The sequence below is a fragment of the Culturomica massiliensis genome, assembly GCF_900091655.1.
GTDB lineage: Bacteria > Bacteroidota > Bacteroidia > Bacteroidales > Marinifilaceae > Culturomica > Culturomica massiliensis.
Genome location: NZ_LT594621.1, coordinates 352,658 through 377,519 on the forward strand (window position 1 = coordinate 352,658; position 24,862 = coordinate 377,519).

Consider the following 24,862-nt stretch of genomic DNA (forward strand, 5'->3'; position numbering starts at 1 on the left):
TAAATAAAACTGTAAATTCTTTATCCTGAAACTTCGGTTCCGATAATAAAGAATGCTTTGTAAAAAAGTTTATTTTACTTTTTTTCGTCCTTTTTCCTCTTCTGGTTCAAATCCGTAAAATCCGGGGACGAATCTTTAGTAGCCTGGCCAAAGATAATAAAATTTTTAATAAAGTTTAGGGAAATAAAAACGAGGATGTATTTACACATCCTCGTTATCTTTATTTTAAATTTACGATTTATGATTTTTCTTGTTTAGCGGGAAAGCTGTGAGATCAATCTAAAATCGTAAATCCAGAGTCTACAATTTGTATGTAGATTTGTGAATCAATCTTCTAAAAAGTTCGGATACATATAATCCGTTGCGGGAACAAAAGTTTCCTTGATGGTTTGCGGCGATACCCAACGTAACATGTTCAATACGGAACCGGCTTTATCGTTGGTACCGGAAGCACGGCCGCCACCGAACGGTTGCTGGTCAACGACGGCTCCTGTCGGTTTGTCGTTGATATAAAAGTTACCCGCTGTATGGGTCAGTCTTTCCGTCATTTTTTCGATGGCTGCTCTGTCCTGGGAGAAAATGGCTCCTGTCAGGGCATACGTAGAGGTATTATCCAGGATGTCCAGTGTTTCCGCAACTTTATCCGGTTCGTATACATAAACGGTCAGTACGGGGCCGAACAATTCTTCCAGCATGGTTGCATAATCCGGTTTCTTGGCCTGGATAACGGTCGGATAAATAAAATAACCTTCCGATTTGTCGTATTTACCGCCGATAATAACCTCTGCGTCCGGAGAAGCTTTCGCTTCGTCAATGGCTTTAGCCAGCTTGTCGAACGAATCTTCATCGATTACAGCATTGACAAAATTGGTAAAATCTTCCACGCCGCCTACTTTTATTTTAGCCAGATCGGCTTCAACGTATTTCCGTACTTCCGGCCAGATGTTGGCAGGAATGTAAGCACGGGAAGCAGCCGAACATTTCTGTCCCTGGTATTCGAAAGCCCCTCTGACCATGGCTGTGGCTACTTGTTTTGCCGGTGCTGTCGGGTCGGCGAAGATATAGTCCTTACCTCCGGTTTCACCCACAATACGCGGATAAGTACGATATTTGTCAATGTTTTTAACGATATTCGACCATACGCTGTTGAAAACTCCGGTAGAGCCTGTAAAATGGATTCCGGCAAAATCTTTACTGCCAAGGATCACTTCCGATGCAGCAGGGCCGGAGCAATATACCAGATTGATAACTCCGTCGGGTAATCCGGCTTCTTTTAAGATTTGCATGATCAGATGTGCAGAATAAACCGCAGTTTTCGACGGTTTCCAAACACATACGTTACCCATTAAAACCGGAGCACCCGGAAGATTACCGGCAATAGAGGTGAAGTTGAACGGTGTTAGTGCAAAAACAAAACCTTCCAACGGCCGCCATACGGTGCGATTCCATATACCGGGGGCTGAGTTCGGTTGCATATGATAGATTTCGTACATATTTTTTACGTTGAAACGATAGAAATCTGCCAGTTCGGCAACACAATCGATTTCAGCCTGAAATGCATTTTTAGATTGTCCGAGCATTGTCACGGCATTCATTAACTGGCGGTAAGGACCGCTGATCAGTTCTGCCGCTTTTAAGAAAATGGCCGCACGGCTTTCCCAGTGCATTTTTTCCCAAGCCGGTTTAGCCTTCAAAGCAGCGTCGATGGCCATTTGTACGTGGCTGGCGTCTCCCTGATGATAATGTCCCAACAGGTGTTTGTGTTCATGAGGCGGACGAATATCCATTAATTTTCCGGTACGTACTTCTTTGCCGTCAATAATCATCGGTAAATCGACTACCTGGCGTTTTACTTCCGCCAGTTTTTCCTGCAATGCTTTACGCTCGGGAGAACCGGGTGCATAAGTTTTTACCGGTTCGTTCGTCATGTTTGGTAATTTGTATACTCCTTTAGGCATGTTTGTATGTTTTAAGTGTTAATTTTTTCACGTTCACAAATATAAAAATATTTCCCAGATAAAAAATATGACAAATGACAGGTTTGGGATTTAAAAGGATGATTTTTGACAGAATCTAAAGTATAGGGTTACGAAAGTAAGAGGCTTGTATTTATATGCGGGAAGAGATCTTTTAGGAGAATTTGTATATCATAAATAAGGTAAACCGGGTTCTGAAATTCCGGTTTACCGGAAATGAACAATATAGCAATAATCCTTTCCATGACTTTTACTTTCTGCAATTTGTAATATATTTCCTATCTTTGCGCCGGAATTTTCCATTTTCATTTTTTCATTTTCAAATATTTATGATTTCGGTAAATAATGTGAGCGTTGTTTTCGGGGGTTTTTACCTGTTGGATTCGGTTTCTTTTCTGATCAATAAGAAAGACCGTATTGGTTTGACGGGGCGTAACGGGGCAGGTAAATCGACGATGTTGAAGATGCTGGCCGGATTACAACAGCCTTCTGAAGGTAATATTTCGATGGCTTCAGACCTTCGTTTGGGCTATTTGCCGCAAAGCATGTTATACAAGGATGGAAATACGGTACGGAAGGAAGCAGAAAAGGCTTTTTCCGATTTGCTGGCCTTGCGGGAAGAGGTTGACCGGCTGAATGCGGAATTGGCAGAGCGTACCGATTATGAATCAGAGGCCTATATGCATTTGATTGACCGGATCAACGATAAAACGGAACAACTGACGTTGCGGGGAGAAGGAAATGTGAATGGAGAAGTAGAGCTGGTGCTGAAAGGACTTGGATTTACCAATGAAGATATGGAACGTAAATGTGAGGAGTTTAGCGGCGGATGGCGTATGCGTATCGAACTGGCAAAGATTTTATTGGAAAAGCCCGACATTTTTTTACTCGATGAACCGACCAATCACCTGGATATTGAATCAATCTCCTGGCTGGAATCTTTTTTGCAGAGCTATCCGGGAGCAGTCGTATTGGTTTCCCACGACCGGGCATTCCTGGATAATGTTACTTCCAGGACCATTGAAATTTCATTGGGAAAAGTATACGACTATAAAGTATCGTATTCCAAATATACGGAGTTGCGTAAAGAGCGGGTAGAACAACAATTACGGGCCTATCAGAATCAACAGAACCAAATCCGGGATATGGAAGATTTTATCGAGCGTTTCCGGTATAAGGCGACGAAAGCCGTACAAGTACAATCCCGTATTAAGCAATTGGAGAAAATCGATCGGATAGAAGTCGAGCAGGAGGATACGGCTCGTATCAGGATCCGTTTTCAGCCGGCGGTACGTTCCGGTGAGATTGTTATCAGTGGGCGGGGATTGCATAAATCCTATGGTGAAAAACTGGTGATAAAAGAGGTGGATGTTGATATATTGCGGGGAGAAAAAGTGGCTTTTGTCGGGAAAAACGGTGAAGGTAAATCTACTTTGGTTAAGATGATCATGAACGAAATTCCTTATGACGGGCTTTTAAAAGTCGGTCATAATGTGAATATCGGCTATTTTGCACAAAATCAGGCTGATTTACTGGATACCCGGCTGACTGTACTGGATACGGTGGATCGGGTGGCTGTCGGAGAGATTCGCAAGAAAATACGGGATATTCTCGGCGCTTTTTTGTTTTCCGGAGAAGATGTCGATAAAAAGGTAGAAGTTTTGTCCGGAGGGGAGCGCACCCGTTTGGCAATGGTACGTTTATTGCTTGAGCCTTATAATGTACTGATACTCGATGAGCCGACGAACCATTTGGATATGCGGACGAAGGATATATTGAAAGAAGCATTGCGTAATTTCGAAGGAACGGTGATTGTCGTTTCCCACGACCGGGATTTCCTGTCCGGTTTGGCCGATAAAGTGTATGAATTTGCCAATCATGGCGTAAAAGAATATCTGGGAGGAGTGACGGATTTTCTGGCAGCTAAAAAAATAGCTTGTTTCAGCGAATACGAACGCTGGAAATCCGGAAAGGGGAAGGGTGAGGCTGGAATTACAGAAGAAACGGTTTCAGAGAATAAAGTGTCGTTTGAAGAACGGAAGCAGTGGAACCGGGAAATCAGGAAAGCCGAACAGCGGATCGGGAAGGTGGAGCAGGAAATCGCCGCTCTGGAAAAAAAGCAGGAGGAGATGGAAAGACGTATGGCTACGGGAGAAATTGAGGACCGGCTTTATAAAGAGTATGACGAAGTAAAAAAACGTCAGGAAGAGTGTTTGACGGAGTGGGAAGCGGCACATGAAGCTTTGGAGGAGTTGAAAGAAAAATATTGATTTACATAAAGGGAAACTTTTGGATTGACAGAAAAGGAGGTGCCCTTAATAATAATTAGAAATAAAAATATATGGCGAAGTACAAACAAGAGTATATTTTCGGAATCCGGGCTGTTATGGAAGCGATACAGCAGGGGAAAGAAATCGATAAAGTGATGTTGAAGCAAGGTACGCGCGGCGAATTGTTCCAGTCGTTGTTTGCTTTGATCCGGGAAAATAACATTCCTTTCCAATATGTACCGGATGAAGTGTTTAAACCGGTTGCCGACCGCAATCATCAGGGGGTGTTGGCAGAGGTTTCCCCTGTGGCTTATCAGGATCTTAATGAGGTATTGGATGCTGTAGAAGCGAGAGGGGAAGTACCGTTTATATTGATTCTCGACCGGATTACCGATGTACGCAATTTCGGGGCAATAGCCAGAAGTGCGGCTTGTGCAGGAGTACATGCGATCGTCATTCCGAATAAAAATTCGGCTAAAATTTCCTCGGATGCCATAAAGACGTCTGCCGGAGCATTGTATCATATACCTGTCTGCCGGATCCTCAATTTGAAAAAATTAGTGCGGGAATTAAAATTCGACCGGAAGATTTATGTGTATGCGGCTACGGAAAAAGCAACCGAGTTGTATACCGGAGCTGATATGACCCTGCCGCTGGCGATTGTTATGGGAGCAGAAGATAAAGGTATTGACGAAGGTATATTAAATATCGTGAATCAGCAGATTAAGATTCCGTTGAAAGGAGAGATTGAATCGCTGAATGTGTCGGCCGCTGCCGCGGTAATGTTGTTTGAAGTGGTCCGTCAGCGCGGATAACCGGAAAAATATTTTCGAAAATATAAAACGTGTGGAGATTATCATTCACACGTTTTTTTATTTTGACATAAAGGCGCGATGCCATTTGTTCTTACCGGAGTAAAAGCCGTATAAGTCCGTTTATCTGTTATAGAAATTGCCGGTATCGTACCAGGATTCTTTTTTCGTTAGTTTGAGGTCTTTCAATAAGCTTGAGCGTACGTTGATTTGGAAGTTGTATGACTGGTGTGTACCGAACGGGATACAGGAAAATGTCATATCCCAGCAATGCAGGTCGCGGGTGATATTGAAACTGGTAGCTGTCACTTCGTGGTTACCGAAATCGTATCCCGTAGAGAAACCGATTTTCATTTTTGGAGTCAGCGAAAAATCACCGTTGATACGTAACATTTGTGAAAGGGTGCTGCTCGAAAGGGCTTTTGTGGCACCTTCTGCCGAGTTTTTAGTCCAACTTTTCGAATAGTTCAGTGTGTAATCGATATTGAACGACCAGGGTACGTCGAAATCGGTGTACCGGTCATAAAATCCACCTACCAGGTCGTTTTTCTCTTCTTTGTTTTTGCCGTTGTCAGAAGAGAACTGTATGCCGGTAGAAGCCGTGACGCTTTTGAGACGTCCGAGTCCACCGTTATAGCGGTTGATTTTCGTTCCGTTGACGTTGACGGCATAGGGATCCAGAGTTGCGCTTACGTCCAGGTTGATTCGGTTGTTGAACAGCTTGGTGCGGGCACTCAATCTGATATCACTCCAGTTCAGGGAATCCCTGAACATGTCGTAACTGGTGGCGATACGGAAACTTTCCAGTAGCTTTATCTTTTTAAATTCGTCTTCGCCGGTCGTATCCTGGTCGTTTCTGACCTTCATTTCCACATTGTTGTCCAGGCTTAAGTTGATTGTACCGGAAGATTCCAGCGTACCGGTGGGGGTACCGTATATACCGTCTTCAAATATGGAATATTCCTGTGCCTGATTATTCTGGTCCAGATATACCTTATGATATTTGCTTTTTTTTACGCCCATTTTCGGAGAATAGGAAACGGATATACTCGGGCGGATTACGTGGCGGATAGCATGTATCTTGCTGTTCGGTTTAAACATAAACATACCGTAGATCGTCGGGTTATAAGCCAGTGATAACGATCCGCTGTAATTGTGGGCATAATGTAACCCATAGGTCGTATCCTTTTTTACATAGCCTCCGGCTGCATAAGAGGTATCGCTTACCCAGGTTTTTTCGATGGCATGCAGGTATAATACACCGTTATAAGAAAAATTCGGGGTCAAGGATACGTCTTTGATCAGGTTGATGGTCGTACTCAACGGTATCGAATGCTTGAAACCGTTTTGCCAGTCTTTTGCCAGGGATGATTTAAACAGCAGATCTTCTTTTGTTTGTATGCTGTTTCGTAATTCCGCCGTATAAGAGGTGGCAATGTTATCGTACCATTTCAGATTACTCGATTTTCCTTTTTTCCGGAACGGGTAAAACTGGCTGACCCGGAAATTGACGTTCGGAAAGGTCAATGAAATCGAAGAGTCGCGGCTATTTTGGTTGTGATTGAACGCTGCCGTAAGGCTGAACGGTTTTTCCGGCCATTTTTTACTCCAGGATATACTCGACTGTTTACGCTGGTTGGCAATATCATTGATATTAGTGGAGTTGTAATAGTTGTTGTTGGCTGAAGACATATCTACCGATGCAGAAAACGTGCTGTACGGATTGGCTTTAGCATCTTGCGAATGGGTCCACCGGATCGACCAGTCGCTGGATTGGGTATAGTCCGGCATACCTTTTTCGCTGGTATGGTTGCGGCTCATCGTAAAATTGAGATTACCGCTGTATTTGTATTTTTTACGGTAATTGGATATTACGTTCAGTCCCCACGAGCCGTTGGTATATATATCTCCGGTCAAAGACAGGTCAATGTAATCGCTGATCGCAAAATAATATCCGCCGTTTCTAAGATTAAAACCACGCATCCGTTCATCTCCATAGGTGGGCATGATAATACCCGAGGTCCCTTTTTTGGTAATGGGAAAGAAGCCGAACGGGATAGCGAGCGGAAGAGGAACATCTTCGATAACCAGGTTTGCCAGACCGGAGATCACTTTTTTATCCTTTATCATTTTGGCCCGTCGCATATGAATATAGAAATGCGGATGATCGTGCTGGTCACAAGTTGTATACCAACCGTCTTTCACACAATAAATCGAGTCGGACATTCGTTTGGTCAATTTGCCCTGTACATAGCCGTCGCCTTCCTGGGTAATGATTTCCTTGACAAATCCTTTTCCCGTTTCGAAATTGTATTTCAATTCTTTGGATTCGAACTCCTGACCTCCGTCTTTAAATTTCGGAGTACCGATCAACGTACCTGACGTATCCGGCATCCCGGATGCGAAAGCCTGTTTCTTATCCATGTCCAATTCAATGAATTGGGCGTTTAGTTCGGTTTTTAAATACTTGACGTTTGCATTTCCGTACAGATATACTTTTTTTTGCTCGATAGAAAAACGGATGGAATCTTCGGCATCGTAAGAGATGATATCTTTAAAAAGAGGTTTGTCGGGTTTGACCGAATCTCCGCTGACCGTATCGACCCGTATCGTGTCGCTTACGACGACTAAGGTGTCGGCAGGGGGTAGGGAAAGAGGTCGTAGAAGGTGTAAGGAGTCGGCTTTCTCTTGTGCAGAAAGTATTGAGAAAGAAAATGTTGTCATTATAAAAATGAAACACACCTTAATAAATTGGTATATATATTCTCTAATTTGCAATTTATTGTATTATTTTTGTATTGAATATAATTGCCGTTTTACTTTCTGTATTCGGAGGGCAAATGTAAGAAATATTGATTGTTAATACTCACGATTCTTTTTAAAAAGTTTTAAATGTCATGATAATTCGATACGGGGCGGGTTGGTTTTTGTTGGTATTTTTGTTTTTTATCCTTTCATTAAGTGCTGTTGCTCAGGCTGATTTGGGCAAAATTCGTTGCGTTTGCATTGACGCAGGGCATGGCGGAAAAGATCCCGGTTGTGTCGGATCAAAGAGTTATGAAAAGAATATTACCCTGAAAGTGGCTTTGGAAGTGGGGCGGTTGATCAAGGAAAAAGTGCCTGATGTAAAAGTTGTATATACCCGGCAAAAAGATGTATTTGTCCAATTGGGAGACCGGAGTAAATTTGCTAACGACCAGAAAGCTGATCTTTTTATCTCCATTCATGCGAATGCCGTAAAAGAACGTTCGGTACGCGGAATTGAAACGTATATACTCGGTTTACACAAGACGGAGGCGAATTTGAAGGTGGCTATGCGTGAAAACTCGGTAATCAAATACGAGGACGATTATACGGTGAAATATGCCGGTTTTGATCCTTCCAATGCAGAGTCTTATATTATTTTTTCGATGATGCAGAGTCTGTATCTCGGCAAAAGTCTCGAGTTTGCCGGATTGGTACAGGAAGAATTGATCAAGAGTACAGCAAAGAAGGATCGCAGTGTGCAACAGGCAGGGTACTTGGTTTTGAAGGATGTAGCAATGCCGGCTATTTTGGTGGAATTGGGATTTTTGTCCAATCCGGAGGAAGAAATTTTTTTAAATTCGTCTGCCGGACAGCGTAAGATGGCCAATTCTATTGTGACGGCTTTTATTCGCTATAAGGCACATGTCGAAAGAAACAGCGCTATTTTGAGTCAGGCCGGAACCGAAGATTCAGAGGAGGTTTCTGTACCGGATGAAGAAAAGAATACGGTGATTCCGACCGATTTTTTCTATGCGGTGCAAGTCGCTTCGGCGGGTGCAAAAATCAAGGAACCGGCTAAGTTGTGTTCTTCTTTTTCTGTTTGTGAAATACATACCGGTGATCGCTACCGCTATTATGTCGGTGCGGCACAAAGTTTTGATGACGTGAAGAAAAGTTTGGGGAAAGTTCGTAAAATTGTAAAAGATTGCTTTATAATAGCCGTACATAAAGGAAAATTAATTAAGATTGCGGAGGCACGGGAAATAGAAAAGAAATTGAAATGATATGAAAATAAGGAAGGAAGTGAAGTTGGCCATAACGGCTATTGCCGCAGTGGTTATCCTGATTTGGGGTATTAATTTTCTGAAAGCGAAAGCCTTGTTCGACCGGAACAATATGTTTTATGGGGTGTATGAACGGGTGGATGGACTGAAGGTATCCAGTAGTGTTGTATATAGAGGATATCACGTGGGACAGGTAAATGCCATCCGCTTTATCGGGAAACGTTTCGACCGGGTATTGGTGCAGTTTTCAATAGGAAAAAATCTGGAAATCCCGGCTAATTCGATAGCGGCTATACAGAGTACTGATTTGATGGGCTCGAAAGCTATCAATATTATACCGGGGAATGCTCTTGCTTATGCCAATAGCGGAGATACGTTGAAAACCCAAATAGAGTTGGGGTTGATAGAGCAAATGAATAAGCAGATACAACCCCTGAAACTGAAGGCTGAAAATATACTTTCTTCCCTCGATTCCGTATTGACCGATATACAGGAAGTATTTAACAGCAATACGAAAGGGAATATTGAAAAGAGTTTGCAGAGTGTACGGAATACATTGTCGAATGTAGAGCATGCTTCTGCTGGACTCGACCAGTTGATTACAGGGCAATCTTCGCAAATTGCCTCGATATTGGAAAATGTCAATAGCATATCAGCCAATTTGCGGGAAAATAACCATAATATCTCCCGGGGTATCGATAATATCGTCGTTATTTCCGACTCGTTGCGGAGTGTAAACCTGAACCAAACGGTACATCGTCTTAACGGTATATTGGAACAGCTCGATTCGATTACCCGGAAAATTAACCGGGGAAAAGGAACGTTCGGAGAGATGGTCAACGATGACGATCTGTATTATAATCTGACAGCCGTCAGTGAGAACCTGAATAAGTTACTGGTCGATTTCAGGTCTGATCCCAAACGGTTTGTTAATTTGTCCCTTTTTGATTTCGGCGGATCGGGAAAACAGGGGAAAGACAATTATGGAATTGCCATTTATGAATCGGAGAAGCCGCTTCCGCTGACAGCCGAGTTGTATCTGAAATATCCTGATTTAAAGGAAATTAAACGTCACGGGCGTTTCTTTTATTTGATTGGAAGCTATGCTACTTTGAAGCGGGCAGAGAAGGATTTGACTATTGTTAATAAAGCTTTCAAAGATGCATTTATTGTTAAAATATCACAAAACTAATATGTAGAACGCTTCTAAATAGGATCGTTTTAAGGGAGGGATGTAGTTGACATAATGTTGTAACGAAACTTATTTTTATGTCAAATGTTGAAGCGTTCACTCACCTTCTGCTTTAATATTTTAGGCAGGACAATCCCGTATAAATTTTGAGTCTGTTTTCTTGTATTATATAAGAAAATTTTCTTTAAAAAAATCTTGGATTTTGTTTATATATAACTGATAATCAGTTATGTGTATCTAAATCGCTGATAAATAAACCTTAATGGCTTTTTATAAAAAATCAAATAAAAACCGATTTTTTTTTGTTGGTTTTTTTTTGGAAATTAGCGTTCCCAAAACAGAGAAGAAGAGTATAATATATATATCTGTATAACAGAACTATGGAAAAAGATTGTAAAATAATTTGGTCGAAATGTTTGAAGTTGATTGAGGAGCAGTTGCCGCCCAAAACATACAAGACATGGTTTGAGCCGATACGTCCTTTGAGGTTCAAGGAGGGGGTGTTGACGATACAGGTAGCGAGTAGCTATGTTTACGAATGCCTGGAAGAGCGTTTTATAGATATATTGCGCAGTTCTTTGAAGACAGTGATCGGTCCGAATGCCAAGTTGGAATATTCGGTTGTTGTTGAGAATCAGCCTAAAAAGCCGTTATCAGTTACCATGTCTTCATCGCCTGAGAAAAAACCGGAAGCGAATACCATTTATCTGAACAATCAGATTTCCGGCGGATTGAAAAATCCGTTCGAACGGAATGTGAGCCGTTTACAGATCGATTCTCAATTGAACCCGGCTTATACAATGGAAAGTTTTGTTGAAGGCGGCTGTAACCGTTTGGCGAAATCTGCCGGTATGGCTATCGGACAGAATCCGGGAGGAACCGCTTTTAATCCTTTGCTGATATACGGTGGTTCCGGATTGGGAAAAACCCATCTGGCACAAGCCATCGGACTGGAAGTAAAGCAAAATTTTCCGGAGAAGATCGTATTATATGTATCTACCAATCTTTTTCAGACACAGTTTACCGAAGCCGTACGAAAGAATGAAATCAACGATTTTCTGCATTTCTATCAATTGATAGATGTATTGATTTTGGACGATATTCACGAATTGGCAGGCAAGACGGCTACGCAGAACACTTTTTTCCATATATTCAACCATTTGCAGCAACTCGGAAAACAGTTGATACTGACTTGTGATAAGGCTCCGGCTGAGTTGAGCGGGATTGAAGACCGGTTGCTGTCCCGTTTTAAATGGGGGTTGTCCGCAGAAATCAAATCGCCGGATTTTGAAACCCGTAAAGAAATTGTATTGTACAAGGCAAAGAAAGATGGTATTGAATTTTCTGACGATGTGATTGCCTATATTTGTAAATTTGTAAATAACAATGTCCGGGAGCTCGAGGGAGCGATGATTTCTTTGCTGGCGCAGGCTACCTTTAATAAAAAGGATCTGACGGTTGAGCTGGTCAGGGATATTTTGGGTAAGATGGTTCGGAAACAGGCAACCGAGGATTTGACGGTCGATAAAATTCAGCAGGTGATATGTACTCATTTCCATATCGAGCCGGAAGCTTTGCAGGCGAAGACCCGGAAGCGGGAAGTGGTACAGGCGCGTCAGTTGGCAATGTATTTTTGTAAGAATTATACGAAAGCTTCTTTGTCGTTTATCGGAAATCAGATCGGCAAAAAGGATCATGCAACGGTATTGTATGCCTGTAAAGCTGTTACCGATCTGATGGAGACTGATAGAAAGTTCCGTATAGAAGTGGAAGAGATTCAGAAAAAATTGTATTGCAGCAATTGATCGGAAAGTATAAATGAATTAACGAGGGGTTAGAGTTTAGTCCGGGACTGAATTTTAGCCCCTTTTTTTAAGCTATGGAAGATGTCTACAAAACGATAGAAACTCCGGCAGAGGGATTATACAAGGAGAAGGGCAGTAAATTTATCGCATTGGCTTATCCCGTCCGTACAGAAGAAGCTGTAAAGGAAATCGTGGAGGAAATCAAAGTCAGGTATTACGATGCCCGCCACCACTGTTATGCGTACCGATTGGGTGTCGATAAGAAAAAATTCCGGGCGAATGACGACGGAGAGCCCTCTTCTACGGCGGGGAAACCCATTCTGGGGCAGATTCTTTCCTATGATCTGACAGATATCCTGATTGTTGTCGTGCGTTATTTCGGCGGAATAAAATTAGGGGTTTCCGGTTTGATCAATGCCTACCGGGCTGCTGCTGCCGATGCTATCGGTCATGCCCGGATCGTCGAGAAAACCGATGACGAGGTTTTTCGTATTAAATTCGACTATACCGTTATGAATGAAGTCATGCGGGTGGTAAAGGAAGAAGAACCGGAAGTCATGTCCCGTGATTTCTCTATGGAATGCCGGATGACGTTATCTATCCGTAAACAGAATGCCTCCCGTTTGAGTTCCCGCTTACAGCAAATAGAATTCCTTAGTTTTGAAAATTGAGTTTTCCGGCTTCACTTTTCTGCTTCTGTTCCTCGTTTTTCGCTTTATTGAAACAATGTCTGCATAAAGGCTCGTAGGTGTCTTTTTCCCCCAGCATAACCAGCCGGTCGTTGGCTGTAAGGCGATGGGAATGCTGTGCGATGTTACCGCAATGTACACAGATGGCATGCACTTTGGTTACATATTCTGCAATAGCCATGAGTTGTGGCATCGGCCCGAAGGGTTTTCCCAGGAAATCCATATCCAATCCGGCTACGATGACCCGTATACCGCTGTCGGCCAGTTTTTGACAGACCGCCACAATGTTGGCGTCGAAAAACTGGGCTTCGTCTATTCCCACGACATCGACCTCTCCTGTGAGCAGTAAGATATTTCCGGAATTTTCCACAGGGGTGGAGCGGATTGAATTGGCATCATGCGATACAACTTCCTCCTCCGAATACCGGATATCAATTTTCGGCTTGAAAATTTCCACCCGCTGTCGTGCAAATTGCGCCCGTTTCAGGCGCCGAATCAATTCTTCCGTCTTACCTGAAAACATTGATCCACAGATCACTTCTATCCATCCCGCTTTGCTGGCACTTTCCAAAAACATCTTTTATTGAATTAATCTTATCCCCGGCAAAAATATAAAAATCCCCATATTCGGGCAATGAAAAGAATTGATAAAATCCGTTTATTTATGAACAGTTTTGTCGTCTGATATACTGTAAGATATAATAAAATGTAAAAAATTACAGATAAAATTTGCATTTTCCGGATTTTCCCCCTATCTTTGCACCCGCAATTAGGCAAAAGACTGATTCGCTAGCTCAGTAGGTAGAGCACAACACTTTTAATGTTGGGGTCCTGGGTTCGAATCCCAGGCGGATCACAAAAACCGTGTCAAAATCGGTCAATACTTATTGTAAAACCTGTAATATTAAGACATTACAGGTTTTTTTGTGTCTTTTGCCAAGCCGTCCCCGTCTTTGCATATTGACAATTTAAGCCTAAAACGGTCACTTATCCGTCCACTATCCGTCCATGTACTTTTCGCCTTTTTTGCCTAAAATGGCGTGGACGGGAAGAAGACCACATGACTGCATAACTCCCACATTGTCTAAGGGTTAAAACATCAAACATTCAGGATGTAAACGTATTTTTGTAACCTTTAAATGTAAAATTATGGGAAGAAGCACAGACAACGGAGTTACATTTTTTATTAACCGCCAAATGCTCGATACGGAAGGTAAAAGATCAATTCACGGAAACATCGTTATTAACGGAGATCGGAGAAAGTTCAGTACCGGCTTACGTATATCTGAAAAAATATGGGATGCTAAATGTAACCAAGCTAAAGGGCGCAGCCCGGAAGCACAAAGGATAAATATTTCATTAATAAAGATCAGGGAGATTATTGAAAATTTAAAAACTGATTTATTATTAAAAGACGGTTTTATATCTGCTATTACCGTTCGGGATGCTTATGTCGAACTCAGCAAAACGCCTGAAAAGAGAGCTAAGGAAGAAGCTATAAAAAAAGTAAAAGAAGAAGAGGAACGGAGAAAAATCGAAGAAGAACGGGAACGCAAGGAATTGGAAGAAATCGGAATAACTTTATTAGAATATTTCGACACATACATAGACTCTCGGAGAAAGGAAGTAGAAGCGGGAGAATTAACGCATGTAACCTACGGTCGTTATCTATGCACCCGTAACCGTTTAATTTTATTTATGCTGGAGGAATACGGGGATTGGGCTATACCCATAAAAAAAGTTGATATATTCTTTATCAAGAATTTTCAAATGTTCATGCTTAAAAATTTTCCTTGCCAGCATAATGCCGCAATGAAGAATATACAAAAATTATGTACTATCATAAACTTAGCTTTCAATATGGGAATCATCCCAACCAATCCGGCAAGTTTATTCCGAATCCACTTTGAAGAAACAGAAAGAGATCGGTTAGATGAAGAAGAATTATGCAGATTATATGAATATCCTTTTGCATCCGAAACTTTGAGCCGCGTCCGGGATAGTTACATCATGGCATGTTACACCGGATTAAGCTACATTGATGCCAGCAGCTTTGAGCAAAAGGACTTACAGAAATACATCGACGGTAATCAATACATTATAAAAAAACGTGCAAAAACTTTAGAAAACTTTAAGGTCTTATTATTAGATGTACCTACAGAAATTATTGACAAATATAAAGGCAAATTGCCAGACGGTCAATTATTTCCAATGATAAGTAATCAAAACACGAACCGCTTTCTGAAAGAAATAGCCCAAATCGTCGGGATAAATAAAAAACTGACCTATCACACCGCCCGTCATACTTTTGCCACTACAATTTGTCTGACAAATGGCGTACCACTTGAAACCGTACAGAAACTTTTAGGGCATAAATCTATCCGCACGACACAGATATATGCAAAAATCGTCGATAAAAAGCTAACCGAAGATATGAATATGCTGTCGGAACGTCTGCGAGATAAACAACGAATTTCAATCGCCATATGAAATAAGGGAGTTTAAAACTCCCTTTTAAATTTTAACCCATAAACTTATAAGTATTCATAAACTATCTTATAATTAACACTTTAACAATGTAGTAGCTTTTTTAATTGCTAATTTTGCAATATGGAAAAGCATGTGGTGATTGAATTATTTTCTGCTGACGTAACAACTGAATTAAAACTAAACTTTGCGGAGGGGGGTATCTTTGCCGGGTTTCCAAGCCCTGCACAAGATTATATGGAATTATCCATTGATCTAAACACCGAATTAATAAAACATCATGCGTCTACTTTCTTTGGGAGGGTACGGGGTAATTCCTTGTGTGATGCAGGGGTTGAGGAAGGAGATATACTTGTCATCGACAAATCCCTGCAACCGTCTGATGGCGATATGGTAGTCGCGTTTATAGACGGTGAATTTACGTTGAAATTTATTCATTTTGAATCAAACAATCCCGCTCCCGATAAAATATGGCTAATGCCTGCTAATGACGCTTACCAGCCTATCATGGTCACACCGGATAATGAATTTTTGGTTTGGGGCGTTGTCACATACACAATTAAGAAAAGGAAATAAAAATGTTCGGTCTGGTCGATTGTAATAACTTCTTTGTTAGTTGTGAGCGAGTATTTCGTCCTGATCTTAACGGAAAGCCTGTTATCGTTCTTAGCAATAATGACGGATGTGTGATAGCACGTTCGCAAGAAGCTAAAGCTATCGGTATTGCAATGGGTGATCCATACTTTAAATTAGAAGGCAAAGATAATATTATAGCGTTTTCTTCAAATCAAACCTTATATGGTGATATGTCCCAGCGGGTAATGAATACATTGCAAAATTTTGTCCCAAAAATTGAAATTTATTCCATAGACGAAGCTTTTTTAGACCTCTCAATAGTTCCTGATACAGAGGTGGTAAATTTCGCTCAAAACCTTACAAAATTTGTTCGTAGATCAACGGGGATTCCTGTCAGCCTGGGAATTGCTCCAACAAAGACGTTGGCTAAAATGGCATCAAAATACGCCAAAAAATACAAAGGTTACCGGGGGGTATGTATGATCGATACGCCGGAAAAAAGGGAAAAAGCACTAAAATTATTCCCGGTCAGTGATATTTGGGGAATTGGCGACAAATACGGGCAACTTCTAAATTATCATGGGGTAAAAACAGCTTATGATTTTATTCGTAAACGTGAAAGTTGGGTACGTTGCTATATGAAAGTGGTCGGCGTTCGCACATGGCAAGAATTGCAGGGTGAACCTTGTTTTGAGTTTGAGCTTCCGTCAAATAAAAAAAGTATTTGTACGTCCCGGTCATTTGCAGAAATGCTTACAGATTACTCTGATATACGGGTTGCCGTTTCAAACTTCGCGGCAGCATGCTCCCGTAAACTCCGGGAACAAAATACAGCCGCAGGAACTTTAACAGTTTTTCTACTTACAAACCGTTTCCGCCCCGATTTGCCTCAATATTATCAAATAAAATCTATTCAGCTTCCTGTCGCTACTAATGCCGCATCAGAATTAATAACGGTAGCCCGTCAAGTGTTGGAACTAATTTATTTTAAAGGGTATCAATACAAAAAAGCAGGCGTAATAGTTTCCGGTATCGTTCCCGCAAAAGAAATACAGGGTAATCTATTTGATAAGATTGATCGCAATAAGCAAAAGCGACTATTTCAGGTTCTTGACGCAATTAACAAAAAAAACGGTGCTAACACTTTACGCATGGCAGCGCAGGGAAACGGGAAAAAATGGCAATTGAAAAACGAATATATTTCCCGGCGGTACACTACAAATTTAGACGATATTATTGAGATACGGTAATCGTCTGCGAAAAAGGGGGGATGCTGTAAAAGCACCCCCGATGTATCCCAAGTCACACAAACGCCATGTTGTGTATTCAATTAAAAAAGAAATGCCCGGTAACTATTTCTAATTCCGGGCTATTTCCCGGTTTAAATTCTACGCATAATTCACTTATTTAAACCTATGATCGCTAACATGCAACTCTTATAAAATAGGGACAGGTAGCAGTCCCGTCCCTATACCTATGCCGTTATTTGCTCCGCTAATCTATAAGCAGCGTAATGTCTGGGGTATTTGTGTATGCTACCGTTTCCGGCTTGTCTTTTCTGAAAAACATTACAACAAAAAACACATAGGATAACTTAAAAAACAAAGAACTTAAAAAAGAGATAGCCTAAAACAAGCAATCTTTCAGATTATAACCTTTTTATGGCTACCTCTAATCGTGAGAAAACCTGTGTTATATTTTAATGAAGTCCCGGCTATGATCGTTCCGACAAGGATAGAAGAATAGGGTGGGACTTACAGCTTACTGTACGGCAGGTACTGGAATACCTTCGGAACAACAAGACACGCCCACCCTAAACTTATGATAATTTTGCAAATATACGAAGTTTAGATGTGAGCGTTGCACTTATTGTTATCTTCCGAATTAAAATTTCCAGTTTTGCCGTAGATAACAAGCTTACAACGCTCCAATATTTCAAAATATACAGCACTCTTTTGCTGTATATTTACTCAGCAAAGAAATATAAAAAAATAGATAAATCCTAATTTTATGCTGCTAAAATTCAACACATCCCAAGCCGAACTTTCTGATAAATTAGGCGCATCGAACGGCTTTGTTGGGCAAATTGAAAGTAAAAAGTGTCCCCAGAAATATAACCTTTTACATTTAAACGCACTTGCTAAAATTTTTGACTGTTCAATACGTGACTTTTTCCCGGAAAAGTACCTTGATTAATTCTTTAATTCTAATCAAACTTCAAATTATAGTAGAAGTTTGATAGTGTGTGATTTTTCCTTTGGTGGCGGACGTGGTTTTAAGGTTAGACAATTGATTGTCCTTGTGGTACTTGGCGATTCATTCGGTACTCGCGCACCCTCTCTGTGGCAGTTTGTCCTATTCATACTTTTATTTGGTTTTGGTAGTCCTTTGTTTTTATTTCACTTATAATTCAATTCTCTTTCCGACGTCATGTCGTCGGAGTCCTGATTTAAATTATTATTCCTTTACTGTCAGAATAATAAAAAAAATTATGTGGACTCCTTTGGACGAATATATTGCAACGGCTTTAGTAAAAATAATGAAAGAGAAAAATGTTACTGCGTCTGAATTGTCTTTGCGTATTGGTCGTAACTCTGATTTTATCTCTCATTCATTAAGTCGCACAGATAGTAACAGGCAAAAACTTAATATCTATCAATTAAATTCAATAGCACAAGCCTTAGATTGTTCACTTTCTGATTTATTACCCTCTCCATTTCTTGATTATGATGAAATAAAGTATAATTGGAGATTGAATAATGAATAAGTAATATTCTATTTCATAAATTTGTATAATTAATATAAGGGCGAAAAGAAACGGTTCCGCCTGACCCGTTGCATTTCACCCAGAAGGCAGTAGGTGCATTAACACTCCACACGGGGGGCGAAACCGCTGTATGAAGTGTAACAAGCATAAACCATGCTTGGCACAACTTGGCAGGTTTAACCCGCCTTCTGGTAATGAAATGCGTAACAAATATATGAATTTTCTCTAACATATCAAATTGAATTTCGAGTTAGTTACATGTAAAATCAACTTTGATAAATAAGTTGTTTTTCTGTATTTTCTGTTGTTTCATCGATCCATATAGAGAATTTTATAAATCGAAATATAAACCGAAAGGAAAAAAGTCAAATAACTTAAATCTTGTAACTGATCAACCTGTTTCATATTGTTTGGCGTTTATAATAATTAAAACGAGGCGTGAACTGTTTTACTATCCACCATCAAGGTATCGCCAAACACCCTTTTCACAAATAGATCACAATCCACGCCCTTTTAGACGAGAGTTAAAGTATAAGATTTTGATAATTAATAAGTTTTGTAAACTTTTAATGAGAAGGTTAAAATTTAAACTTATACTATTTTTATATTCACTTTTGCGCTATTTTTTCATATTTGGCAAATTTTATTCACAGCAAATTCCTTTTGCAATCTACAATATTTTTTTAATGGTTTTAGTATTTATATTCTTAGACCTCTCTTTATTACAACAAAGGTAGTTAATATTATCGAATACTGTTTAATTACTCACCAAATTACCAAAATAAACATGTCACTTTTACGTACACTTTATAGGTTATATGAAGAAGAGGGTGACAGAAATAGAAAGATATGTAATTGATGCGGTTAGAAAAAGACGGCTTGAGATTGGTGTAAGCCAAAAAGAACTGTCTATGCGTATCAATGTCGATGTTGCTTATGTCGGGCACGTCGAAAGCATAAACAGCATTGAAAAATATAACCTGAATCAGCTTAATGAGATTGCCAAAGCATTAGAATGCCGTATCACAGACTTTTTCCCTGATCCATTCGTCGATATGGATTGTATAGAAGAATATAATCGGTTACATCCAAACAAACATAGAAACACAACACGGCGCAAACTATGAAAGAAACACTCGCAAAGAGTGTTTTTTTATTTATGAAATGGTTCAATCTTTTTATTTTTCATATCTTCAATCTAATCGCATATATTATATTCTTGTGTGTAAGCTTGGTGCGTATTTTTTTAGTAGTTAAGAGAAATAAATATGTTTCTGTATCACGAAAAGATGCTTTTGATTGTCCGAAAAACAGATATATGTACTTCACTTAAATTCTTATTTACGACTTACTCCTAAAAATAGGAAGGGGCAATAATTTTGTTACCTGAACATCCACCTATCCTGGATGAAATATAGATTTACAATTAACTACTTCCCCTTTCTTTATATCTTTTTGTCCTTTAAAACTCTTTGTCCACTGATTTGTTAATTGTTGAAATACATTTTTTCGATGAAAAATCTACCTTATCATTTCTGAATGAGAAGTTGTTGGCTTACGAATAGAAATTAACCGCCTCTGAACAAACACAGGCAAGATCGCCAAATATAAATATACAAAGTTTTGTTTTTTACTTAGTAATTAAAGATAGAGGTGTAGAAAGGAAATACTTAGCTTAAATGATTATGTATTCGCTGTATTTTAAAAGAAAAGCTATTACATTTGTAATAAATGTAAAATATGTTTACTTAAAATATGGATATATTATCACTTACCTTGACTATTATCGGAATAGCTGTTTCTCCTGTATATGATACAATAAAAAATTCTTTATCCCCGATAGACCGTACCTACAAAAAAGCATTGGAAAAATGGACAAAGAATAATGACATTAGGGAAAGAACAGCCCGGAGTAAATTTTCTCATTGGACACTTTTAAAAGATTATATAATATCACCGGATAGAATTGCTGATAAAGATATAAAATTGCTTTTAAGCTTATGGGAAATTGAGCTGGAAAAGGATAATCAAGCTAGAAGTTTGATTCTATGTATTATTGCTAAAGAAGAATTAAGTATAAATACAGAAAACAATACTATTCTAAAGAATATTAGGGATATACAAGTAGAAGAGTTTAAAGGATTAGGGGAAAAAATAGAGGGCCTGATTAATGAGGTCAAAAGTATTAATACATCTTCTCCGCAAGATTTTTCAAAGGTAATTTATGAATCAAAACCGGATTATATACCCCGTAATGTATATAATTGTATTAAAGAAAAAGCATCTATTCCATTTTTGAATCAATCTCAATATGAATCTAAACCACTTTTAGATTATTTGATTGAAGATAAAATCAAGAAGATTCTTTTGTATAGTGATGCACAATGTGGAAAAAGTACGGAATTGAACCAATTAGCTTTTCTGTTACAGAAGAGTGAATTATATAATCCGGTTGTATTTACATTAAGGAATTACACCCCAACCCTTCCTTTGCGTAATCAGATAAATGATAATAATGTTTTTTTCGGCAAAGAATTAGGAGTGGTTTTATTGGATGGTTTAGACGAAGTGAGAGATACTGAAAGAAGTAATATCATTCATGAGATAGAAGTATTATCAGAAGAATTTCCACATTTGTCTTTTATTGTTTCTTGTCGGACTAATTTTGAAAACACGAATAATATAAGAGATTTTCATAAACTCTATCTGGAGGGTTTATCTTATGAAGCTATACTTAAATATATAGACGACAATAGTAATAATCCTTTGAAATTGCGTCAAGAGATAGAACACAAGCAATTGTATGAATTTATCCGTTCCCCTTTTTATTTATGCTCTTTAATTAGTTACTTTGATAAAGAAGGGAAGCTGCCGAAGAATAAAACAGAAATTTATGATTATATAATTGAGGAAAGTTTTAGGGTTGACAATAGAAGGGGGCAAGATGTTTTCAGATTAGCAAGCAGAAAAAGTGAAGGTCTACTGTTACTAAAGAAAATTGCTTTTTATTTACAATGTACAGATAAGCAATATTTTACTGATGCGGAATGGTTTCAAGAGCTTGGTTTTACGAATGAAAATATAGAGTTATGTTGTAAATTTTCTATTTTTAAAAGAGATAAAGAAAACTTACTAACCTTTTATCATAATGCTTTTAAAGAGTTTCTTGTAGCAAAGCATCTGATAAATTTACCGTTTGAAAGATTAATAGAACTCATATGTTATACCGGAACGAATAAGTTAAAACCTTCTTGGTATAATGTGGTAGTTTTATTAGTTGGTTTACTAAAAAGTGAACATTCTTTAAATACAAATTTGATAAATTGGCTTATTGAGAATGAACAAGAGGTATTGGTAAAATGTGATTGTCACTTTTTATCTCAAACAAAAAAATTCGAAATATTTAAGAGTATATTTAATTACTATAAAGAGTTAGGAATACTTCTCCCTTATAGCTTTAGAAAACCTTTGATGACATTTATAAATGGTAGAAATACTAGTTTATTTCTTGTAAATGAGATTCGTCTGGCGACAGAATTTGATGCAAATTTGATTAATGCTTTGAGTTTATCAGAATACGCTAATTTTTATCTGCTTTCTGAAGATGAGCAAAAAACGAATATAAAATTATTATTTCAATGTTTAAATAAATTTAAAGATTGCGAAGACGCAGGTAGTAGTTTGTTTAGACCTTATAATAATCAGTATTTTAAGAATCCTGAGTCAATTCGCGAATTATATACTATTATAAAAGATAATAGGAACAGTGAAATATTGAATCCATTTTTTAGTTTATTGGTTGATAATGAATTATGTGATGAATATGCTGATTGGGTTTTTGGCAAGTTCCAGCACATTCATAATATTACAAAAAATGGGTGTACTTACATAGTAAGTAAAGATGAGATTTATGATGTCCTGAGTCACTTAGATAAAAGTATTAATATAGGTAAAGCTTTAGATATTTTGGTGAAAATTAATTATTATGCTATTGACTATAAAAAGAGCCTTGAAGTAAAGAAGCAGCTTTTATCTAAGGCAGAAAAAAAATATATATACGAGCCTGAAATGATAAATATAATTGTTCATGCCTTGAAAAAGGAAGACATATCTTCCTATAATCATAATGATTCTATTGTGGAAAATGTGCAGTTATATCGACAATTCTTTATCAATCTAAATGAAGATGACCGTATTTATAATAAATTTTTAGCTAAATCAAAGGAGATTTTTTGTCAATTAGTACAATCAGAAAATCATAGAGAAACATGTTTTGAATTTAAAGAATGTGTTAAGGTTATTTCTACTTTAATGACAGATGAACGGTTGGAACTACTGTTAAGTGAACAAGGATGGAAAGAAGTAAATTTATATTCATTTATAGCTTGGATTCAAGAATCTAATTTTGTAAGTAATAATAAAAATTGGCGTAATAAAATTGATTGTAGATTTGCTGCTTTTAAGACGAAAAGAAACTTTCAGAAAGAGAAACAAAATGCTTTTGATATATTATTTAATTATGTAGATTTTAAAAATGAGATTGTAAAATTGTCCGAGAAATATAAAATTTTTTCAACAGACTGGGAAGATTGTGCTAAAAAACGGGAAGAAGGAGTGAATGAATCTGTCATTGATTTTATATGTGATCATGAGGAAGATGAGAAAGAATTTGTGGATATCCAGAAAATACTTGAAATCTTTGATGAAAAAATATTTGACAATTTTGCTTATCAAAAAGTACATGAATATCTTTATGAAGACAGATATAATATAATTATTAGTGCTAAACAAAAGGAAATTGTACAGGAATGGGTAACTTTAAAAATAAGCAATGTCCATTTATTACAAGAGGCGGAACAGCTAATTTTTCTGATAATAAAATTAAACCTTGAAATAGACAGAGCAAATTTACTTAACTTACTCAAATATTCTTATATTACAGTGAATTTCTCCAATGCAACTAATGGGGAAAATAATAGTTATGTGAGTTTTTTTGAATATATTGAGAGTAAAGTTGATAAAGATTTGCTTGATGTTAAAATTGAACATATATTGAAAATAAAAGAAGATTATTCGTTTGAATTACATAAATGTTTATGTAGCTATATAACAAGGAATAAAGTAGTTCAATTTTATAAATACTTGATTGTTTTATTGGAATGGGATAATGATAAAAGATTCCGGCAATCTTTTCAAATAGAACTAATTCATCGTATTTTGGCTCTAAATGAAGAAGGAGTAGAATTGATAATGTCAGCTTATAAAAGTTTAGAATTAGAAGCTCAAATATATTTTTGGGAGAATATATGTCAAAATAAAGAACTATTCACTGCTATAGGTCGGCAATGTATTCTTGAAAATATAGAAAAACTAAATTATCCTGAGCATCCAAATGAGAGAATTTTACGAATTCTTCTTTTATGCGGAAGTGGAGAAGCACTTATACAATGTATTGAATATATAAAAAATAAGCCAGGAGCTTTCACTTATCATTCATTTTCACTGGAAAATTATGAGTATGATCAAGTAGATAATATTTTTATTATCTTGGAATTGGGATTAAAGCAGAAGTATATGAGAGAACCTTATAGCATTACAGAAACAGTATTGTATACTCTTGAAAGATTAGCACTGAAAGATATACAAAATAGAGATTATATATTGTCTAAGTTACGGCAAATAGCTGGTTCTGATAAAAAATATTCTTATTTGAATAGAACAGCATTAAACTGGTACGAAAAATTTTATGAAATAAATAGCGAAAAAATATCTATAAAACAAGCCGTACAAAAGTATCAACATTTGTTTGCGTAACAGAAAATTTATTTTTTTAACCGAAGTCTGACAAAAAAATCATAGAATAAAAAGGGTGCTTTTATGCACCCTTAAATTTTACTCTCTTAAGTTCACCTACTCAATTCACTCCCCATGTTTACGTCAATCTGCTGACTGCTGGATGAATTAACGGTACGGGTTTGACTGGAATAGCTGTCATGGAAATAAACTAATGTGTTCTGCCGGTTACTCGGCACACTAATGGAATAAAAACCCTCGAAGTCTGACGGTCTGGATGCCTTAGAAGTTTCTACGCAGGTTACAATAGCACCTTGAACCGGATCGCCTGAATTGTTGCTCAAATAGCCTGAAATCGCAATTTCGCTATCGGTAGCATTTAAACCGAAACCACATAGAGCTAATGCTAAAACAAATAAAAACTTCTTCATAAGGTTTGGGTTTAGTGACACAATAATATAGAA

At 38.2% G+C, this 24,862-nt stretch carries 16 protein-coding genes and 1 tRNA gene; 13 read left to right on the forward strand and 4 right to left on the reverse strand.

What is annotated here, in order from left to right; all coding sequences use genetic code 11:
• Positions 1-326 precede the first annotated feature (326 nt).
• Positions 327-1,958: an L-glutamate gamma-semialdehyde dehydrogenase gene (pruA, locus tag BN8908_RS02565; protein WP_021987363.1), complete on the reverse strand. Its 1,632-nt coding sequence runs from the start codon at positions 1,956-1,958 to the stop codon at positions 327-329.
• Positions 1,959-2,305: 347 nt separating this feature from the next.
• Here pruA and BN8908_RS02570 point away from each other — a divergent pair, with 347 nt between their 5' ends.
• Together BN8908_RS02570 and rlmB are read left to right on the forward strand one after the other, a co-directional pair.
• Positions 2,306-4,246 (forward strand): ABC-F family ATP-binding cassette domain-containing protein, encoded by a 1,941-nt coding sequence (locus BN8908_RS02570; protein ID WP_068692059.1) that lies wholly within the window; start codon positions 2,306-2,308, stop codon positions 4,244-4,246.
• Positions 4,247-4,317: 71 nt separating this feature from the next.
• Entirely contained in the window at positions 4,318-5,061 is a 744-nt protein-coding gene (gene rlmB, locus BN8908_RS02575) for a 23S rRNA (guanosine(2251)-2'-O)-methyltransferase RlmB (protein WP_068688832.1), read from the forward strand.
• A 120-nt stretch (positions 5,062-5,181) separates the two neighbouring features.
• Here the strand turns inward: rlmB and BN8908_RS02580 are convergent, their stop codons facing one another.
• Entirely contained in the window at positions 5,182-7,782 is a 2,601-nt protein-coding gene (locus BN8908_RS02580) for a putative LPS assembly protein LptD (protein WP_068688833.1), read from the reverse strand.
• Between the two features lie 173 nt (positions 7,783-7,955).
• On the opposite strand from BN8908_RS02580, the gene BN8908_RS02585 reads away from it, so the two are divergent.
• From BN8908_RS02585 to BN8908_RS02600, 4 genes are all read left to right on the forward strand, one after another.
• Positions 7,956-9,089 (forward strand): N-acetylmuramoyl-L-alanine amidase family protein, encoded by a 1,134-nt coding sequence (locus BN8908_RS02585; protein WP_068688834.1) that lies wholly within the window; start codon positions 7,956-7,958, stop codon positions 9,087-9,089.
• A 1-nt stretch (position 9,090) separates the two neighbouring features.
• A complete protein-coding gene (locus tag BN8908_RS02590) occupies positions 9,091-10,281 on the forward strand; it encodes an MlaD family protein (RefSeq protein ID WP_068688835.1) in 1,191 nt (396 codons plus the stop codon).
• Positions 10,282-10,661: 380 nt separating this feature from the next.
• Positions 10,662-12,086: a chromosomal replication initiator protein DnaA gene (gene dnaA, locus BN8908_RS02595; RefSeq protein WP_068688836.1), complete on the forward strand. Its 1,425-nt coding sequence runs from the start codon at positions 10,662-10,664 to the stop codon at positions 12,084-12,086.
• A 74-nt stretch (positions 12,087-12,160) separates the two neighbouring features.
• A complete protein-coding gene (locus BN8908_RS02600) occupies positions 12,161-12,757 on the forward strand; it encodes an IMPACT family protein (RefSeq protein WP_068688837.1) in 597 nt (198 codons plus the stop codon).
• Here the strand turns inward: BN8908_RS02600 and BN8908_RS02605 are convergent.
• The gene (locus BN8908_RS02605) at positions 12,741-13,352 is read right to left on the reverse strand and encodes a thymidine kinase (RefSeq protein WP_021987355.1); all 612 of its coding nucleotides are present in this window, start codon (positions 13,350-13,352) and stop codon (positions 12,741-12,743) included. The two genes, BN8908_RS02600 and BN8908_RS02605, sit on opposite strands and share 17 nt — an antisense overlap.
• Positions 13,353-13,558: 206 nt before the next feature.
• Between BN8908_RS02605 and BN8908_RS02610 the strand changes: the two genes are divergently transcribed.
• The 7 genes from BN8908_RS02610 (at position 13,559) to BN8908_RS02650 (ending at position 24,419) form a co-directional block, all read left to right on the forward strand.
• Positions 13,559-13,631, forward strand: a tRNA-Lys gene (locus tag BN8908_RS02610).
• 293 nt (positions 13,632-13,924) lie between these two features.
• Positions 13,925-15,265 carry a site-specific integrase gene (locus BN8908_RS02615; protein ID WP_068688839.1) on the forward strand — a complete coding sequence of 447 codons (1,341 nt, stop codon included), beginning with the start codon at positions 13,925-13,927 and terminating at the stop codon, positions 15,263-15,265.
• Positions 15,266-15,385: 120 nt separating this feature from the next.
• Positions 15,386-15,838, forward strand: coding sequence for a LexA family protein (locus BN8908_RS02620; protein WP_068688843.1), 453 nt, complete (start codon positions 15,386-15,388; stop codon positions 15,836-15,838).
• A gap of 2 nt (positions 15,839-15,840) precedes the next feature.
• Entirely contained in the window at positions 15,841-17,088 is a 1,248-nt protein-coding gene (locus BN8908_RS02625) for a Y-family DNA polymerase (RefSeq protein WP_068688844.1), read from the forward strand.
• Positions 17,089-18,329: 1,241 nt separating this feature from the next.
• The gene (locus BN8908_RS02635; RefSeq protein ID WP_068688850.1) at positions 18,330-18,605 is read left to right on the forward strand and encodes a helix-turn-helix domain-containing protein; all 276 of its coding nucleotides are present in this window, start codon (positions 18,330-18,332) and stop codon (positions 18,603-18,605) included.
• Between the two features lie 818 nt (positions 18,606-19,423).
• Entirely contained in the window at positions 19,424-19,732 is a 309-nt protein-coding gene (locus BN8908_RS02640; RefSeq protein ID WP_068688854.1) for a helix-turn-helix domain-containing protein, read from the forward strand.
• Between the two features lie 628 nt (positions 19,733-20,360).
• A complete protein-coding gene (locus BN8908_RS02650) occupies positions 20,361-24,419 on the forward strand; it encodes an NACHT domain-containing protein (protein WP_068688857.1) in 4,059 nt (1,352 codons plus the stop codon).
• Between the two features lie 92 nt (positions 24,420-24,511).
• On the opposite strand, the gene BN8908_RS18405 is transcribed toward BN8908_RS02650, so the two are convergent.
• Entirely contained in the window at positions 24,512-24,829 is a 318-nt protein-coding gene (locus BN8908_RS18405) for a carboxypeptidase-like regulatory domain-containing protein (RefSeq protein WP_148453146.1), read from the reverse strand.
• Positions 24,830-24,862: the final 33 nt, after the last annotated feature.